The sequence below is a fragment of the Streptomyces sp. NPDC088910 genome (genome assembly GCF_044749865.1).
GTDB lineage: Bacteria > Actinomycetota > Actinomycetes > Streptomycetales > Streptomycetaceae > Actinacidiphila.
This window is the reverse complement of record NZ_JBIVIV010000010.1, coordinates 118,501-134,022: the sequence shown is the minus strand read 5'-3', so window position 1 is coordinate 134,022 and position 15,522 is coordinate 118,501. Positions and strand designations below refer to the sequence as shown.

The following is a 15,522-nucleotide window of genomic DNA, read 5'->3' as shown; positions in this document are numbered from 1 at the left end:
ACACCGCGAGCGGCCCGCCATCGACTCGCCATCGACTCGCCTCGGGTCCAGCGGCTCCGTACCGCTTCAGCCCTCACGGCTCCAGCCAGGAAAGACTCAGGCCGGGAAGCACCAGCCCGGAAAGCTCCCATCCGGAAAGGCTAGGACCGAGACCCCTCAGGCCGAGAACGTGTGCCGGTACTCCGTCGGCGACGTGCCGAGAATCCGCTGGAAGTGCAGGCGCAGATTGGCGCCCGTGCCGAGCCCGACCCGGTCGGCGATCTGCTCCACGCCCAGGTCGGTGCGTTCCAGCAACTCGCGGGCCAGGTCCACGCGCGCCCGCAGCACCCACTGCATCGGCGTGTACCCGGTGTCCTGCACGAACCGCCGCGAGAAGGTCCGCGCCGAGACCCGCGCGTGGCGGGCCAGCTCCTCCAGCGTCAGCGGCTCCGCGAGGTGCGCCAGCACCCACTCCCGCGTGCTCGCGAAGACGTCGCCGAGCGGTTCCGGCACGCTCCGGGGCACGTACTGCGCCTGTCCCCCGCTGCGGTACGGCGCCGCGACCAGCCGTCTCGCCACGTGGTTGGAGAGTCCCACTCCGTGGTCACGCCGCACCAGGTGCAGGCACATGTCGATACCGGAGGCCGCGCCCGCCGAGGTGAGCACGTCGCCCTCGTCCACGAACAGCACGTTCTCGTCCACCCGCACGAGCGGATGCCGGGTGGCCAGTGCCTTCGTGTAGTGCCAGTGCGTCGTCGCCCGCTTCCCGTCGAGCAGGCCGGTCGCCGCCAGCGCGAAGGCCCCCGTCGAGATCGCGGCGAGGCGCGTACCCCGCCCGTGGGCCGCCGTGAGCGCGCTGACGACCGCCGCCGGAGGCTCCGTGGTCGCGGGCTCGCGGTAGCCGGGGATGAAGATGGTGTCGGCGTGCTCGACCGCGTCGAGCCCCTCGGCCACGTGGTACGAGAGGCCGTCACCGCCGGTCACGAGTCCTGGCGCGGCCCCGCACACCCGCACCTCGTACGGCATGCTCGGCCGGTTCGAGAACACCTGCGCGGGGATGCCGACATCGAGCGGCTTCGCACCCTCCAGTACGAGCACGGCGACGCGGTGCCGCTTCCGGCTCATCAGCTCTCCTCCGGTCGCTTCGGTGACTGCGGTGACTGCGGTGACTGCGTGACTGCTGCGGTGACTCCGCGCGCCTCGCGGCCGGACACGGGTACCCACCGGGGCGTCGGTGGCCGCGATGGCACCTTCCGCAAGCATCCTGCCACCCGGCGGCGTGCGCCTGTCGCCGCCCGCTCCCGTACGGGCGGCGTACACCTGTCCTCGCCCGCTCCCGCACGGGCGGACGTCGGCCCGCGTGACGGCGAGGTCAGCGCCGTACGGCCCGCGCCAGCGCCTCCTCCGCCTGAACGGCCAGTACAGCGACCAGGTCGGCGGCCTGCGGGACGTTGTGGACGAGGTCGACGGCCTCCCCCGCCCACACCGGGAGCGAGGGCACCGCGCCGCGCGCCACATCGGCCTGGTACTCCTGCCGCGCCTGCGGGTCGGCGGCCAGCTCCGCCTCCCGGCCGCGCCAGCGGTCCAGGTAGGGGTGGCCGAGCGTACGAGCGGTGTACGCCGTCGGCCACCGGGAGCCGCGGGCGATGTCCAGGACGCTGTTGCGCTCGGTGTCCTCCCCGCTCCCGCCGACGATCGCCTCGACGGCCGAGGGCTCGGCCCCGGCCTCGGCCGTCGCCTGGAAGCGGGTGCCGATGAGCGCACCGGCCGCGCCCAGCGCCAGCGCGGCGGCCACACCGCGGCCGTCGCCGATCCCACCGGCCGCGAGCACCGGCACCGGAGCCGCGAGGTCGACCACGACCGGCACGAAGGGCAGCGTGGACCGGCCGTGGCGCGCGCCGTGTCCGCCGCTCTCGGTGCCCTGCGCCACGATGACGTCGGCCCCGACGTCCAGCGCCCGCCGAGCCTCCTCCAGGTCGGTGACCTGGACGATCAGCGGCACGCCCGCCGCACGGACGCGTGCCGCCAAGGGCGCCGGGTCCCCGAAGGACAGCATCACCGCGGCGGGACCGTACTCCAGTGCCTGCTCGACGGCGCCGGCCTCGGCCGCCCAGCTCAGGAACCCGACTCCCCACGGCCTGCCGCACTCGGCCGCCACGGGCAGCTCGCGGGCCAGCCACTCCCGGTCGCCGCTGCCGCCGCCGAGCAGTCCGAGGCCGCCGCCGCGCGACACGGCCGCCGCCAGCGCGCCACCGGCGGAACCGCCCATCGGTGCCAGCGCGATCGGGTGCCGCACACCGAACATCTCCGTGAACGCCGTCGCCAAAGTCATGGGCTCCATCATGGCCCCGGACGGGTCCGGGACGCGTGATCCCCGTCAGCGCGGCGGGAGTTGATCGTAGGTCCTGAACGTGTAGTACGCGCTCAGCCGCATCGCGTTGCCGGTGGCGGCGGGAAGTCCGAGGCGGCTGTCGACGAGGCGGTCGAGGGGGCCGCAGCCGGTGGCGCCGGGGACCGTGAAGGCGGTGTCGTAGGCGTCGAATGCGATGACCGGCGGGTCCTGCGAGACGACGCGGGAGCCGCCAGAGCGCACCAGCCGCAGCTCGACCGGGGTGTCGCCGCCGCCGATGACGCAGTCGTGCGGCAGCAGGGGGCTGAGGGCGCGGAAGCGCAGGGTGAACAGGCCCAGACGGTCGCCGACGGAGAAGAAGTCGGACCGGCCGCCGTACTCCGGTCGCAGGGACAGCCGGAGCAGCGGGTCGCGGTCGGCGCCGGGGATGCCGGTGAGGCCGCCGGGGACGCGGTCGGGGGCGCTGCGCAGGGCGCCCCAGACCTGGCCGTCGGCGCCGTCGGGCAGCGGGCCCTCGGCGTGTGTGAGCGTCATCGGCGCCAGCTCGGGGATCGTCCGGCTGCCGAGCGTCAACGACCCGGTGGCGGTGAGGACTTCGCACTTCCAGAGCGTGGCGTCGACCCCGGCGGGGAGGGCCGGGCAGTCGCTGAAGTCGGACGAGTACGGGGGCGGGGCGGGCGCGTCGGTGGCCGCGGACGAGGCTGCGGACAGGGTTGCGGGGTCGGCTGCGGGGTCGGCGCTCGCGGTGCCCGTGACCGTGGCGGCCAGGGCGGCGGCGAGGGCCAGGCCCGCGGCTCCGCGGCGGACGGTCGAGCGGCGCGTGTCGGTGGTGGATCGCATGGCTGTCAGCCTGCCGTCGCGCACGGCGGTGCGGCCTTGGGGATGCCCCTTGCCGTACCCCGAAGGGCCCCTGACGTGGTGTCAGGGAGGTGACCCTCAGGTGCGCCCCCGAGAGCGGGAGGCACCGACGCGAGCCGCCCCCGGAACCGTCGCCGACCATCTTTCAATAAACTTGCCGATCCGGCAATCTTGCCATCACGGCAATATTTATCTACCGTCGTAGCCATGACACAGGACGAAGACGCCGCCCGCCTCGGCCTGCGGGAGCGCAAGAAGCGGGAGACGCGTGTCGCGCTGAGCCAGGCCACGATCCGGCTGTGCGTCCAGCGCGGCTGGGACGACGTCACCGTGGAGGACATCGCCGCCGCGGCGAACGTGTCCGTGCGCACCTTCCGCAACTACTTCTCCGGCAAGGCCGAGGCCATCGCCGCCAGCCACCTGGAGCGGATGCGACGCGTCGCCGACGAACTGCGCGCGCGACCGGCCGACGAGCCGCTGTGGGAGTCGGTGGCACATGCCGTGGAGGGCCAGTTCGCGCCGAAGGGCGGTCCTGAGCAGGGCTCGTCCGAGGACCGGCGGCGCTGGACGGACGGCGTGCGGCTGATGCTCGCGGAACCGGCCCTGCACGGCGAGATCGTCAAGGCGAACGCCGCCGCGCAGGAGGAGCTAGCCAGGGCCGTCGCCGAGCGAACCGGCACCGACGTCGCCCGCGATGTGTATCCCAAGCTGGTCGCCGCGGTGGTCGGCGCGGGCAGCGCCGTGGCCGTCGAGCACTCCCTGACCGCGGATCCGCCCGTGTCGCTCGCCGCGGTCCTGCGCGAGACGTTCGACGGGATCGTCGCGGGCCTGCCCGCTCCCTGATCCGCCCGCGCCGTACGTGAGTTGACCCGGTCGGCCGCCGGGTCGCTCCGGCCTGCCCTCGTACGGCGCTCCCCCTTTCCCTTCTTCCGTTCACGCAACGAGTCACTGAGGAGGACCAGTTGGTCACCACGGATGTCGTCATCGTCGGAGGCGGCCCGAACGGGCTGATGCTGGCATGCGAGTTGGCCCTGGCCGGGGTACGGCCGACCGTGCTGGAGAGCCTGTCGGCGCCGAGCGAGGAGCCCAAGGCGAACGGACTGGTCGGCCAGGTCGTACGGCTGGTCGACCGGCGGGGGCTGTACGAGGACCTGAGCGGGACGCCGGGGCCGCCGCGTCCGAACTCCGCCTCCTTCATGTTCGCCGCCCTGCCGCTGGACCTGAGCCTGCTCCCGGACAGCCCGGTGTACGGCATCGCGGCGCCGCAGCGGCACATCGTCGAGATCCTGGAGAAGCGGGCCGGTGAACTCGGCGTGGAGATCCGGCGCGGCCACCGGCTGACCGCCCTGGCGCAGGAATCACAGGACCCGCCCGCCCCGCACGAGGCGTCGGACCCTGACGCTGGCGCACCGGGCGACGCCGTCACCGTGGACGTCACGGGACCGGACGGCGCGTACCGGCTGCGCGCCCGTTACGTCGTCGGCGCGGACGGCGCGCACAGCGTCACCCGCAAGCTGTCGGGCATCGGCTTCCCCGGCGTGAGTGACGACCGCAGGACCAACCGGTCGGCGCACGCGACCGTCCCCGCTGATTGGGTCCACCCCGCGACCGGTGCCCTGAATGTGCCCGGTTACGGCACCGTCCGGCCGTTCCTGCCGCTCCGTACCGAGCACGGCGGATTCTCGTACGCACCCTTCCCCGGCCGCCCGGCGCTGATCAGCACCACGGAGTGGGACCAGCCGGAGACCGGGACGCCGATGAGCCTCGAAGAACTGGGCGCGAGCGTCCGGCGTGTGCTGGGCGCCGATCTGCCGCTGAGCCCGCCGACCGGCGAAGGGCCGTACGTCCTGCGGCGGTTGACCGGCGGCAACACGCGGGTGGCCGAGCGCTTCCGGGACCGGCGGGTGTTCCTCGTCGGCGACGCCGCCCACATCTACACGGCGGGCGGCGGCCCCGGCCTGAACCTCGGCCTCCAGGACGCGGTCAACCTCGGCTGGAAACTGGCCGCCGCGATCCACGGCACCGCACCGGCCCACCTCCTCGACAGTTACGACGCCGAGCGGCGCGGGGCCGCCGACCGTATGGTCGTCTACGCCCAGGCCCAGGCCGCGTTGACCGCTCCCGGCGACGACGTCACGGCGCTGCGTCAGCTCTTCACCGAACTGCTCGCGCAGCCCGCGACCGTCCAGCACCTCGCCGACCTCACGGCGGGCACCGATGTCCGCTACGACATGGGCGGTCCCGAACCGCACGCGCTGGTGGGGCGGTTCGCGCCGGATCTGGACCTCCACACCCCGGACGGCACGGTCTCGGTGGCCGAACTGGCCAGATCGGCGCGGCCGTTGCTGCTCGACCTGACCGACGACGCGTCGGCCGCGGCGGCGCTCGGCCCGTGGAGCGACCGCGTCAGCGTCGTCACAGCGCACGCGCCGTCCCGGTCACCGCAGCCGCCGTCGCGGCCGGACGACGCTGCCGCCCCGACCGCCCTGCTGATCCGTCCCGACTCCTACGTGGCCTGGGCGTCGTCCGACCCGCGTCCCGGCGCGGCGGCCCTGGACGCGCTCCGGTCGGCCGCGCGGCACTGGTTCGGCGCCGGGGAAGCGGGCGGGGAGCAGGCCCGGGGCCGGGCCGGGCGGCCGGCCTGGGATCAGGCCGGGAATCGGACCGGGGACGCCGTCTAGCAGGCCAGCATCTTCTGGATGGCCTGGCGGCTCACGCCCAGCTCGCGGGCGATGTCGGACTGCGAAACGCCCTGTCCGATGAGCTCCTGCATCAGGTCGCGCCGCTCGACGGCGAACTGCCGGGCCAGGCGGGTGTGGTGGATGGCCTGGGCGCGCACTTCCTTGATGCGGGCGAAGGTCGGCTCGTGCATCGAGAGATCTTTCCTGTCTGCCATGCCCTCCACAGTGACAACGACGGGTTGTCATGTCAACCCCTCGTTGTCAAAGGTGGCTCTCACTCGTTCGGGGGACGCTCGGCGTAGCCTGAAGTGGTGCCATGCCGAGCCGAGCCGAGAAGGAGCCGCGATGTTCAACTTCATGGATGAGCTCTTCGCGCCCGGCCGCAAGCACACCGAGGACGAGCGCAACCGCCTGGAGCTGTCCCGCGACGACGAGGGCAGCAGCGATCCGGCGCGCGGGGCGATAGACCTCGATTCCGGCTCGGTGGTCATCCGTCCGGCCCACGCCGATGCCCACGTCACCGAGGCGACCCCGTCGGAGCCCGCCCCCGCCGGGGAACCGGCCGTGGACGCGGACGAGGAGTGAGGCGCGGGCACGCCTCATCCGCAGCTCCCGAGCGATCCGCGCGCCACGGCGGGTCTACGGGTGGTCGGCGCAGCAGGGAGTCGGGTTCGGCACCTCGAAGGGGGCCAGCGTGCCACCGGGGGCGGGGGTCAGGTCCAGCACGAGCCGTCCGTCGCGCCACCGCGGGCGTACGTGGTCGCGGGTCCGCACGGGGATGTGCGGATCGGGCCCGTCGCCGTCCGTCGCGGGCGGCGCGCCGACCAGGACGACCTGGTCGATCGCGGTACGTGCGAGCAGGTCCGCGAGCGTGACGGTGCCGGTCAGGACGTCGGCGCCCGGATAGAGCACCGCCCGGCCGCCGCTCCCGCGGGCGTGTTCCGCCGCCGCCGCGGTCGCGGAGCGCGCCTCCTCGGCCGGGCCGTGCGTAGCAGGGCCGAGCGCGGCGCCCGCACCGTCGAGCCCAGCGCTGGCGAGTCCCGCACCGTCGAGCCCCGCCCCGCCCGGTCCCGCCGTGTCCTCGGGCGAGAGCCGGGCCAGCAGCCGGTCCCATGCCGCCGTCGCGGCCTCGGCGTCGGGCAGCGCGAAGGAGACGGCCGTACGCGGGCGGGCGGTGGCGCGTACGAGGTGGGTGCAGGCGACGGTGGCGGCCGGGAGGTCGAGCACGTCGGCGAGGTGCCGGATGAGGTGGTCGGCCTCGCGCAGATTCACCGACCCGGCGGCCACACCGATGACGGTGTGGCCGCCGGGTCCTTCGTGCGGGGTCGTCATGCGGGCAGGACCCACATCGGGTTGGAGTAGAACCACAGGTCCTTCCAGGGGTCGGCGTCGCCGATCACGTCCATGGCGGGGCCGACCGGGTCGACGGAGGCGCCGTTGACGCCGACGGCGGTACGGTTGCCGTCGGTGCCGCGCAGGCGGACGTACACCGGCTTGTCGACCCGGCCCAGGGAGTAGGTCAGCCGGACCGTGCCGGTCGACTTGTCGACCTCGAAGGACTTCACGACCTTGGTGTTCGGCGCGGCGAGGGTGTCCTTGTCCCGCGCGGTGCCGGTCACCTGGCCCTGGATGACGTCGACGCGGGCGAGCTTGGGGACGAACTGGGACCAGTTCGGGCCGCCCGCCAGGGCGACGGTGACGACCAGGTCGACCTTGCTGCCGCGGCGCACGTGCAGGACGCCGCCGAGGGTGACCGACCGGCTGCCGTCGCCGAGCCGCGCGTCGAGGCCGCTGATCAGGCCGCCGTGGTCGACCCAGACGCGTCCGGCGCGGATGCCGTCCATGACGGCCGCGTAGGAGAAGCCGGCGGAGCCGACGTGGGTGCGGCTGTACTGGCCGGGCCAGAAGTCGGTGTCGGTGAGGTTGAGCGCGCCGCCGTAGACCGGGTCGGCGTACTTGCCGTTGGCGTTGAAGTCGCCGTTCGGGCCGCGCACCGAATTGTCGGCGTAGACGTTGTGCGAGTCGGAGTTGGCGGTGATCCACCAGGGCTTGCCCTCGGCGAGGAGGCTGTCCCACAGGCCGCCGACGGTGGAGGTCATCCAGTCGAAGCCGCCCCAGGTGCGGTAGCTCTCCAGCGGGTAGCCCGGGAAGGAGTCGGCGCTGGGGCTGTTGTCGTAGATGCCGCGCCCGGACCCCGCGCCCTGTGGGGCGGGCAGGCCGCCCGCCTGGTGGCCGGGGGCGCCCTCCATGCCGACGGCGATCCCCGGCTGGGCGTCGCGCCAGGCGCGGATCTCGTGCGGGGAGTCGATGCCCTTGCGCGCCGGGTGGTTGGCCAGGAACAGCACGTCCTGGACCTTGCGCCGCCTGACCTGGTCGGCGAGGAAGTTCAGGCCGGAGATGGCCAGCGCCTCGTTGGCGGGCGTGCTGGCGCTCGCGCCCTTCACCGAACCGTCGAAGGAGTTCTCGAACTCCTTGAGGACCGCGACCTCGTTGCGGCCGGGGTGGACGAAGACGGTGCCGTGCTCGGCGGCCGGGATGTTCCACTCAAGACCCTGGAAGACCAGGGTGTCGGAGACCTTCGCGCGGGCCGCGACGATGTCCGGATTGACCTTCTCCACACCGATCTTGGCGTGCTGCTCGCTGCCGTGGTCGGTGATGACCATCCAGTCGAGGCCGTGCGCGTTGGCCTGCCGCACGTGGTCGATCACGCGGTACTTGGCGTCGCTGCTGTACTGGGTGTGGATGTGGTGGTCACCCGCCAGCCACAGCAGGCCGCCGGGGTGCGAACCGCCGTGGCCCGCATGACCGCCGGAGGAGTGCGCCGCCGCCTGGCCCGCTCCGGCCAGGACGCTCCCGGCCGCGAGTCCCGCGCCCAGCAGGCCCGTTCGGCGCAGCATGGAGCGCCGCGAGAGCTGACCGGGCGTCAGCTCCTCGTCCGGTACCGAGGTGTCGAGGGCGGGAGGCAGCGAACCGCCGTCGGTGTGACCGCCGTGCGCGTGATCGTGGGGCCCGTGCTGGTGACCGTGGCTGTGGCCGTGGCTCATATTCAGCTCCCGCTGACGACAGGATGTACGCGTAGGACGCGGCGAGTCTGGGCAGCGCGGGTGAACGGCGGGAGGCACCGTGGGGTGGCAAAGGCGAAGTAAAGCGTAAGCAAAGGCCCACGGCGTGCGCGTCGCGTCGCGAGGACCCCTCGCATGCGGGCGTCGTCGGCGGTACGGGCGAGGACGCGTCCGGCCCCGGACAGGACCGCGCGGCGGCCCGTCGTCCACGGGCTCGGGACCGGTCCCGAGGCAGCGCCCGTAATCTCCGCGGACGATGGACGAACCGAGGAGTATCCGCGTGACCGCTCGGCAGCACTGGTCCCTGCCCACGTCGGTGAACTGCGTCCTGGCGCGCCGCGACCCCGCCGGACTCGCGGTGGAACTGGCGGCGGCCCGCCGGGACATGACCGAGTTCACCCTCGCGCTGGACGACAGCCGCACCTACCTCTACCCCAAGCGCGCCACCGTCGTCCGCCACCAGGGCAAGGCGCTCGCCCGCAGCCTCCGCCGGATCAGCGCCCGCCTCCGCCAGGGCGGCTGCGCGCGCCTGCGGGCGCACCCCCGGCTGGGGCGGTACGTCAGCGTCCACGAACGCGACGTGCTCGACGACGGCGGTGTCCTCGCCGTCCGCCGGGGCGTCCTCGAACTGACCCGCGCCCTGGCGACGTTGCGCAGCCGCGAGCCGTTCTACGTCCGGGTCCGGGACCGCGAGATGTCGAGCACCAGGTCCCGGATGAGCGCGTACGGCGCTTCGCTCGGCACCCTGCTCGACACGGTGGTCCTCGACCTCACCGCCGCGGACCTGTCCGGCCTGAACGCGCACGCCGTCTCCGGGCTGCGCGCCCTCTGGTCCCCGAGTACGGTCTGGTCCCCGGCCGCCGCCAAGAAGGCGCGCGCGACCTGCCGCGAGATCGGCCCCGGCGTCTTCCTGCTCTGACACGGGCCCGTCGCCGCTCCGGAGCGGTGGGCGCGGCGCCTTCCGGGCGCGGTGTTCACCAGCCCGTCGCGGCGACCACCTCGCGGGCGATGTCCACGACGCTCCTGCCGTCCGTGGCGATCCGTACCGTGTCCTGAGGCGCGTGTTCCGCCAGGTGCCGCGCCATGACGTCGCTCCGGCTGATGTGCGGGGCGAGTTGGGAGCCGGTCTCGCGCCGGGCGAGCCGGGTGCGGGCCGTCGCGTCGTCGGCGGTGAGCAGCACCCGGACGACGCGCGGCGGCCCGCCGCCCAGGGCCCGGACGAACATGTCGTGCTCCAGCACGCTCACCGTGTTGGTGTAGATCAGCCTGCGGTGCCCCAGCGCCGCGAAATTCGCCCACACCGCGGCCAGATTCCGCTCGGTGATCGCGGAGCGGCGCGGATCGTCCGGCGGCGCCGGGTGCACCTGCCCCATGAGGTCGCCCTCGATCACGCAGTGCGCGACCTCCGCCTCCCGCAGCAGCTCCGAAACCTCCCAGGCCACCGTGGACTTGCCCACGCCCGAACGCCCCCCGATGAGCAGCACCTCATACGTCGTCACGCCGGGAGCCTCCCAGAGGCCGACCCCGTCGGGCCACGCGTTTTCCCCGGCCAGGGGGCGTACGGGCTTACGCGCGAGCCGACCGGCCGCGTTCTGACCGGCGCGGCACGGGGAGCCGCCGGGCCCCGGAAGGGCGACGTCCGCGCCGCGCGCCGCCCTGTCCTACGTCATGGGCGCGGCGCCGCGCCGCGCTTCCAGCGGTGCCCCGTGGGGGCGGTCTGCGTCTATCCGGGGAGCGGCTAACCGCCCCTGACGGGGCATCACCCGCACCGCCCTGAGGATGCCCGGCGGTCGGGAACGGCGCGCGCCACCGCCGTCTCGGCGCCGCGCGGGCGACCCCTCTTTTTCCAACGTTGACCGCCGCCCGTATGGACACCCGCCAGGCACTGTGCTGTCATGCCACCGACATCGTTTGCAACGATGGAAGAAGTGCGGGGAGGTGCCCGTGGGACGCGGGCGCCGCCTTTGTCCAGCATTCCGCCAGGTCGGACCTCAGGAGCCCACGTCGTACGGGGAGGGGGGCTCCGACAACGCTGTCAGCGGCCGACGGAGCCTCACGACGGGTCGACAACGGGCCCGCTTCAGGACGGAGTTGTGCGTGAGAAGAAGACGAGCGTGGCGCACGATGCGGTACATGCGGCGGCGGGCAGCGGTGGTCGCCGTGACCGCCTGCGTGGCGGGGATGACGGTGGCCGGGGCGGGCCAGGCGTCCGCGGGACCGGGACACGGGGCGGGCCACCACGCCGTCCCCTCGGTGACCTCAGGCGGCGCCCGCTTCCAGGTGCTGTCGCCGACGTTGATCCGTACCGAGTACGCGCAGGACGGGAAGTTCACCGACGCCGCGACGTACAACGCGATCGGCCGCGGCGACTTCGCGCCGGCCGCGTACACGACGAGCACGTCCAACGGCTGGCTGACGGTCGCGACGAGTGCGATGACGCTGCGGTACCAGGTGGGGTCCGGGCCCTTCAGCGCGCGGAATCTGTCGGTGAGACTGACAGCCGGATCCTCGGCGGTCACCGCGGCGCCGTGGCAGCAGATGACGTGCGCGGTCGGCGCGCTGTGCGAGGCGGAGAGCCTGCCGTACAGCGGGGTCGGCGTCGCCACGGACCACACCGGGTACACCGGCTCCGGCTTCCTGGCCGGCTTCCAGGGGACGGGCAGTTCGCTGTCGGCCGACGTCGAGGTCGCGACGGCGGGCACGTACCAATTCGACGCGCGGTACGCCAACTCCGCGGCGGGCGACGGCCAGAACACCACACGCACGCTCACCTTGACGGTCGACGGCGGCGCGGCGCGGACCCTGAGCCTTCCGGTGACCGGCAGTTGGGACACCTGGAGTCTGGCGACCGCCGCGGTGCAGCTCGGCGCGGGCCGTCACACCGTCACGCTGTCCAGGGCCGCCGGGAACTCCGGCAATGTGAACATCGACAGCGTCGCGCTGGTGAACTCGGGGAGCGCGTTCCCCCCGGCCTCGGCGACGGCGATCGCGGACTGTGCCTTCGGCGCGAGTTGCGAGGCCGAGGCGGACCGGATCGCGGGTTCCGCGAAGGTGGCCACCGACCACGGCGGGTACTCGGGCAGCGGCTTCCTCGGGGAGCTGAACCAGGGGTCGAGCGTGACGACCCATGTCGTCGGGGTGCCGTCGGACGGGACGTACGCGGTCCAGGTGCGCTATGCCAACTCCACGGGCGGCGACGGCCTGAACCAGACCCGTACGGCCACGGTGTCGTCCGGCGGTACGAGTCAGACGCTCTCGCTGCCGGTGACCGGCAACTGGGACACCTGGCAGACCGCCTCGGTGCCCGTGGCGCTCAAGGCGGGCGCCGACGACATCACCGTCGGCTGCCCGAACGCGGCGAGTTGCCACATCAACCTCGACACGCTGTCGGTGACCGCGTCCGGCGCGGCGGCCCCGCAGCCGCACCTCGCGCTCGGCGGATACCGGCGCAGCCTGGACGGGCTCAACGGCGACAACGGCAATCCGACGACCACGCCCGGCCTGATGTACAAGGACGGCTGGTATCTGCTGGACGACACGACATCCGCGCTGTACGACACCGCCGCCAAGAAGGTCACGCAGCGCCCCTCGCACAACGGGACGCCGTACCAGGACGGTTATCTCTTCGGATACGGCCACGCCTACAAGCAGGCGCTGTCGGATCTGGCGACGCTGACCGGCCCGGCGCAGCTGCTGCCGCAGTGGGCGTACGGCGTCTGGTACTCGGAGTACATCGACAGGACCGCCGCCGACTACGAGAACACGATCCTGCCCGCCTTCCGGTCCGAAGGCGTCCCGCTGGACGTCCTGGTGACCGACACGGACTTCAAGTCGCCCAACCCGTGGAGCGGTTGGGAGATGAACACCGCCAAATTCCCCGACCCGAAGGGCTTCTTCGACTGGTCGGCGGCGCAGGGGCTGCACAACACGCTCAACACCCACCCGAGCATCCTGGCCTCGGACCCGCAGTTCGCACAGGCCCAGGCGACCGCCAAGGGCAAGCTGGTCAAGGGCGGTTGCGCGGCGGGGGCGAGCGCGGGAGGCGACTGCTACGTCTTCGACTTCGGCGACCCCGACCAGCTCAAGGCGTACATGGACCTGCACAAGACGATGGACCAGCAGGGCAACGACTTCTGGTGGTTCGACTGGTGCTGCGACAACTCCCAGTCCTCGCTCGCCGGAGTGACGCCCGACGCGTGGATCAACCAGGCGTACGCGGCGGAATCCGCTCCGGCGATCGGCCGCGGCTTCGTCATCTCCCGCGCCTACGGCTCGCTCCAGGCCGGCGGGTACAGCGGCCAGCAGGGGCTGCCCACCGGACCGTGGGCCGACAAGCGCACCACCGTGCACTTCACCGGTGACACGTCCTCGACCTGGGGCACGCTGCGGTCCGAAGTCGGTTACACACCGGGCGAGTCGGTCGCGACCGGCATGTCCGCGGTCAGCCACGACATCGGCGGTCACAACGACACGACCGGACTGACCGGCTCGGAGACGTACACCGACGGCGGCGGCACCCACACCACGCACAAGCTGCCGGACGACCTGTACGCCCGGTGGGTGCAGCTCGGCACCTTCCAGCCCGTCGACCGGCTGCACAGCAACCACAGCGACCGGCTGCCGTGGCAGTACGGCACCGCGGCCCGGCAGTCGGCGGACACATTCCTCAACCTCCGCGAGAACCTGGTGCCTTACACGTACAGCCTCGCGCAGCAGGCGGCCACCACGGGCGTCCCCGTGGTCCGCGCCACGTATCTCGAATACCCGGACGAGCCGCAGGCGTACGCCACCGCGGGCAGTGAGTACTTCTACGGCTCCGACATGCTGGTCGCTCCCGTCACCACCCCGGGGACGACGGCCACGACGTCGGTGTGGTTCCCGCCCGGCCAGTGGACGGACTACTTCACCGGGCAGACCTACACCGGCGGCACCACGCGGAACATCACCACGGGGCTCGACCGGATGCCGGTGTTCGTGAAGGCGGGCGGCGTCATCCCGACCCGTACGGACGATGTCACCGCCAACGACAAGGCGCCGCTGACCAAGGTCACGCTGACCGTGGCCGCGGGCGCCTCCGGTTCGACCTCGCTCTACGAGGACAACGGCACCACCGGGGGTCCCGGTCGCAGCGCCACCACGACGGTCCGGTACCGCGAGAACGGCGGTCGCCACACCGTCACCGTCAGCCCGGCCGCCGGGTCCTTCCCCGGCCAGGTCAGGACCCGGCAGTGGACGGTGACGCTGCTCGGCGTCGCCGCGCCGAGCCACGTCACGGCGACCGGCAAGGGATTGTCGCCGGACGCGTACCACTACGACGGCGCGACCCGCTCCCTCACCGTCACGCTGCCCGCGCGCAGCGTGCACGCACCGGTCACCCTCAGCTACCGCTGACCGACCGGCCCCGTACGGGCCCGCGCGTACCCCCGCGCGGGCCCGTACCCATGACGCCGCTAGCCCGCGCCACCGCACAGCTCCGCGAAGCGCGCGGTGTCGATGTTGCCGCCGGACAGGATCAGGCCGACGCGGGGCGGAAGGGGGGTGACGCGGGCGGAGAGCAGGGCGGCCAGGGGCGTGGCGCCGCTGGGTTCGAGGACGATCTTCAGGCGTTCGAAGGCGAAGCGCATCGCCTCGCGGATGGCGTCCTCGGTGACCAGGACGATGTCGTCCACCAGCCGCCGGTTGATGGAGAAGGTCAACTCGCCGGGGACGGAGGCCGCTTGCCCGTCGGCGATCGTGCGCGGGACGGGGATGGCGACACGCTCGCCCGCCTCCAGCGAGCGCTTGGTGTCGTCGCCCGCCGCCGGTTCGACGCCGATCATCCGGATGGCGCTGTCCAGCCCCTTGACGGCGGTCGCGCTTCCCGCGAGGAGTCCCCCGCCGCCGACCGGCACCACGAGGGCGTCCAACGGCCCTGCCTCGTCGAGGAGTTCCAGGGCGGCGGTGCCCTGCCCCGCGATGACGTGCGGGTGGTCGTACGGCGGGATCAGGGTGAGGCCGCGGTCGGCGGCCAGCGCCTCGCCGATGGCGACCCGGTCGCCCGTATACCGGTCGTAGGTGACGACCTCCGCGCCGTAGCCCTCGGTGGCCTCCCGCTTGGAGCGCGGGGTGTCCTCGGGCATCACGATCACCGCGGTGCTGCCCAGCTCCCGCGCGGAGAGCGCGACGGCCTGCGCGTGGTTGCCGGAGGAGTACGCGGCGATGCCCTTGGCCAACTGCTCGGGCGTGAGCCGGGACGCGGCGTTGTACGCGCCGCGGAATTTGAACGCGCCGACGCGCTGGAAGTTCTCGCACTTGAGATGGACCTCGGCGCCGACGAGGTCGTCCAGGGTGCGCGAGCGCAGGACGGGCGTACGGTGCGCGACGCCGTCGATGCGGGCGGCGGCGTCGCGGACGTCGGCCAGCGTGACCGGCGCGGCGGCGGTCGGGGGGCGGTGGGTTGAGGTCACCACCGCACCCTACGCCGTGCTCCTCGGGCGCCTCGCGGGTGGCCGGACCTCGGACGTTACGGTCCCGCGGCCTGCGCGGCGGCGGTGCACGGGCCGGGGGCGCGCCCGGAGTGGGTGATTCCGGCAAGGCGTTCATGTGCGCTTCG

The 15,522-nt window shown here is 73.1% G+C and carries 13 protein-coding genes; 5 read left to right on the top strand and 8 right to left on the bottom strand.

Features of this window, described 5'->3' with window-relative positions; translation table 11 throughout:
- Positions 1 to 156 precede the first annotated feature (156 nt).
- From ACIP4Z_RS23045 to ACIP4Z_RS23035, 3 genes are all read right to left on the bottom strand, one after another.
- Positions 157 to 1,104 carry a DJ-1/PfpI family protein gene (locus tag ACIP4Z_RS23045; protein WP_391045381.1) on the bottom strand — a complete coding sequence of 316 codons (948 nt, stop codon included), beginning with the start codon at positions 1,102 to 1,104 and terminating at the stop codon, positions 157 to 159.
- Between the two features lie 247 nt (positions 1,105 to 1,351).
- Positions 1,352 to 2,311: a nitronate monooxygenase gene (locus ACIP4Z_RS23040; RefSeq protein ID WP_355345615.1), complete on the bottom strand. Its 960-nt coding sequence runs from the start codon at positions 2,309 to 2,311 to the stop codon at positions 1,352 to 1,354.
- Positions 2,312 to 2,356: 45 nt separating this feature from the next.
- Positions 2,357 to 3,169, bottom strand: coding sequence for a hypothetical protein (locus tag ACIP4Z_RS23035; RefSeq protein ID WP_401310947.1), 813 nt, complete (start codon positions 3,167 to 3,169; stop codon positions 2,357 to 2,359).
- Positions 3,170 to 3,394: 225 nt separating this feature from the next.
- On the opposite strand from ACIP4Z_RS23035, the gene ACIP4Z_RS23030 reads away from it, so the two are divergent.
- Both ACIP4Z_RS23030 and ACIP4Z_RS23025 read left to right on the top strand, forming a co-directional pair.
- Positions 3,395 to 4,030: a TetR family transcriptional regulator gene (locus tag ACIP4Z_RS23030; RefSeq protein ID WP_355345621.1), complete on the top strand. Its 636-nt coding sequence runs from the start codon at positions 3,395 to 3,397 to the stop codon at positions 4,028 to 4,030.
- Positions 4,031 to 4,149: 119 nt separating this feature from the next.
- A complete protein-coding gene (locus ACIP4Z_RS23025) occupies positions 4,150 to 5,868 on the top strand; it encodes an FAD-dependent monooxygenase (RefSeq protein WP_401310944.1) in 1,719 nt (572 codons plus the stop codon).
- Here ACIP4Z_RS23025 and ACIP4Z_RS23020 read toward each other — a convergent pair.
- Positions 5,865 to 6,083, bottom strand: coding sequence for an HTH domain-containing protein (locus ACIP4Z_RS23020; RefSeq protein WP_355345627.1), 219 nt, complete (start codon positions 6,081 to 6,083; stop codon positions 5,865 to 5,867). The genes ACIP4Z_RS23025 and ACIP4Z_RS23020 overlap by 4 nt on opposite strands.
- A 130-nt stretch (positions 6,084 to 6,213) precedes the next feature.
- Between ACIP4Z_RS23020 and ACIP4Z_RS23015 the strand changes: the two genes are divergently transcribed.
- Complete coding sequence (locus ACIP4Z_RS23015) at positions 6,214 to 6,453, top strand: DUF6191 domain-containing protein (RefSeq protein ID WP_401310941.1); 240 nt, start codon at positions 6,214 to 6,216, stop codon at positions 6,451 to 6,453.
- 54 nt (positions 6,454 to 6,507) lie between these two features.
- On the opposite strand, the gene ACIP4Z_RS23010 is transcribed toward ACIP4Z_RS23015, so the two are convergent.
- Complete coding sequence (locus ACIP4Z_RS23010; protein ID WP_401310939.1) at positions 6,508 to 7,200, bottom strand: hypothetical protein; 693 nt, start codon at positions 7,198 to 7,200, stop codon at positions 6,508 to 6,510.
- Positions 7,197 to 8,912: a PHP domain-containing protein gene (locus ACIP4Z_RS23005; protein WP_401310936.1), complete on the bottom strand. Its 1,716-nt coding sequence runs from the start codon at positions 8,910 to 8,912 to the stop codon at positions 7,197 to 7,199. The genes ACIP4Z_RS23010 and ACIP4Z_RS23005 overlap by 4 nt, the downstream gene beginning before the upstream one ends.
- A 298-nt stretch (positions 8,913 to 9,210) precedes the next feature.
- Here ACIP4Z_RS23005 and ACIP4Z_RS23000 point away from each other — a divergent pair, with 298 nt between their 5' ends.
- Positions 9,211 to 9,849, top strand: a complete 639-nt coding sequence (locus ACIP4Z_RS23000) for a hypothetical protein (protein ID WP_401310933.1) — start codon at positions 9,211 to 9,213, stop codon at positions 9,847 to 9,849.
- Between the two features lie 55 nt (positions 9,850 to 9,904).
- Here ACIP4Z_RS23000 and ACIP4Z_RS22995 read toward each other — a convergent pair whose 3' ends face one another.
- Positions 9,905 to 10,429 carry a hypothetical protein gene (locus ACIP4Z_RS22995; protein WP_401310930.1) on the bottom strand — a complete coding sequence of 175 codons (525 nt, stop codon included), beginning with the start codon at positions 10,427 to 10,429 and terminating at the stop codon, positions 9,905 to 9,907.
- A gap of 634 nt (positions 10,430 to 11,063) precedes the next feature.
- Between ACIP4Z_RS22995 and ACIP4Z_RS22990 the strand changes: the two genes are divergently transcribed.
- Complete coding sequence (locus tag ACIP4Z_RS22990; protein ID WP_401310927.1) at positions 11,064 to 14,321, top strand: TIM-barrel domain-containing protein; 3,258 nt, start codon at positions 11,064 to 11,066, stop codon at positions 14,319 to 14,321.
- A gap of 59 nt (positions 14,322 to 14,380) precedes the next feature.
- Here ACIP4Z_RS22990 and ACIP4Z_RS22985 read toward each other — a convergent pair whose 3' ends face one another.
- Positions 14,381 to 15,376: a pyridoxal-phosphate dependent enzyme gene (locus tag ACIP4Z_RS22985; protein ID WP_355345645.1), complete on the bottom strand. Its 996-nt coding sequence runs from the start codon at positions 15,374 to 15,376 to the stop codon at positions 14,381 to 14,383.
- Positions 15,377 to 15,522 lie beyond the last annotated feature (146 nt).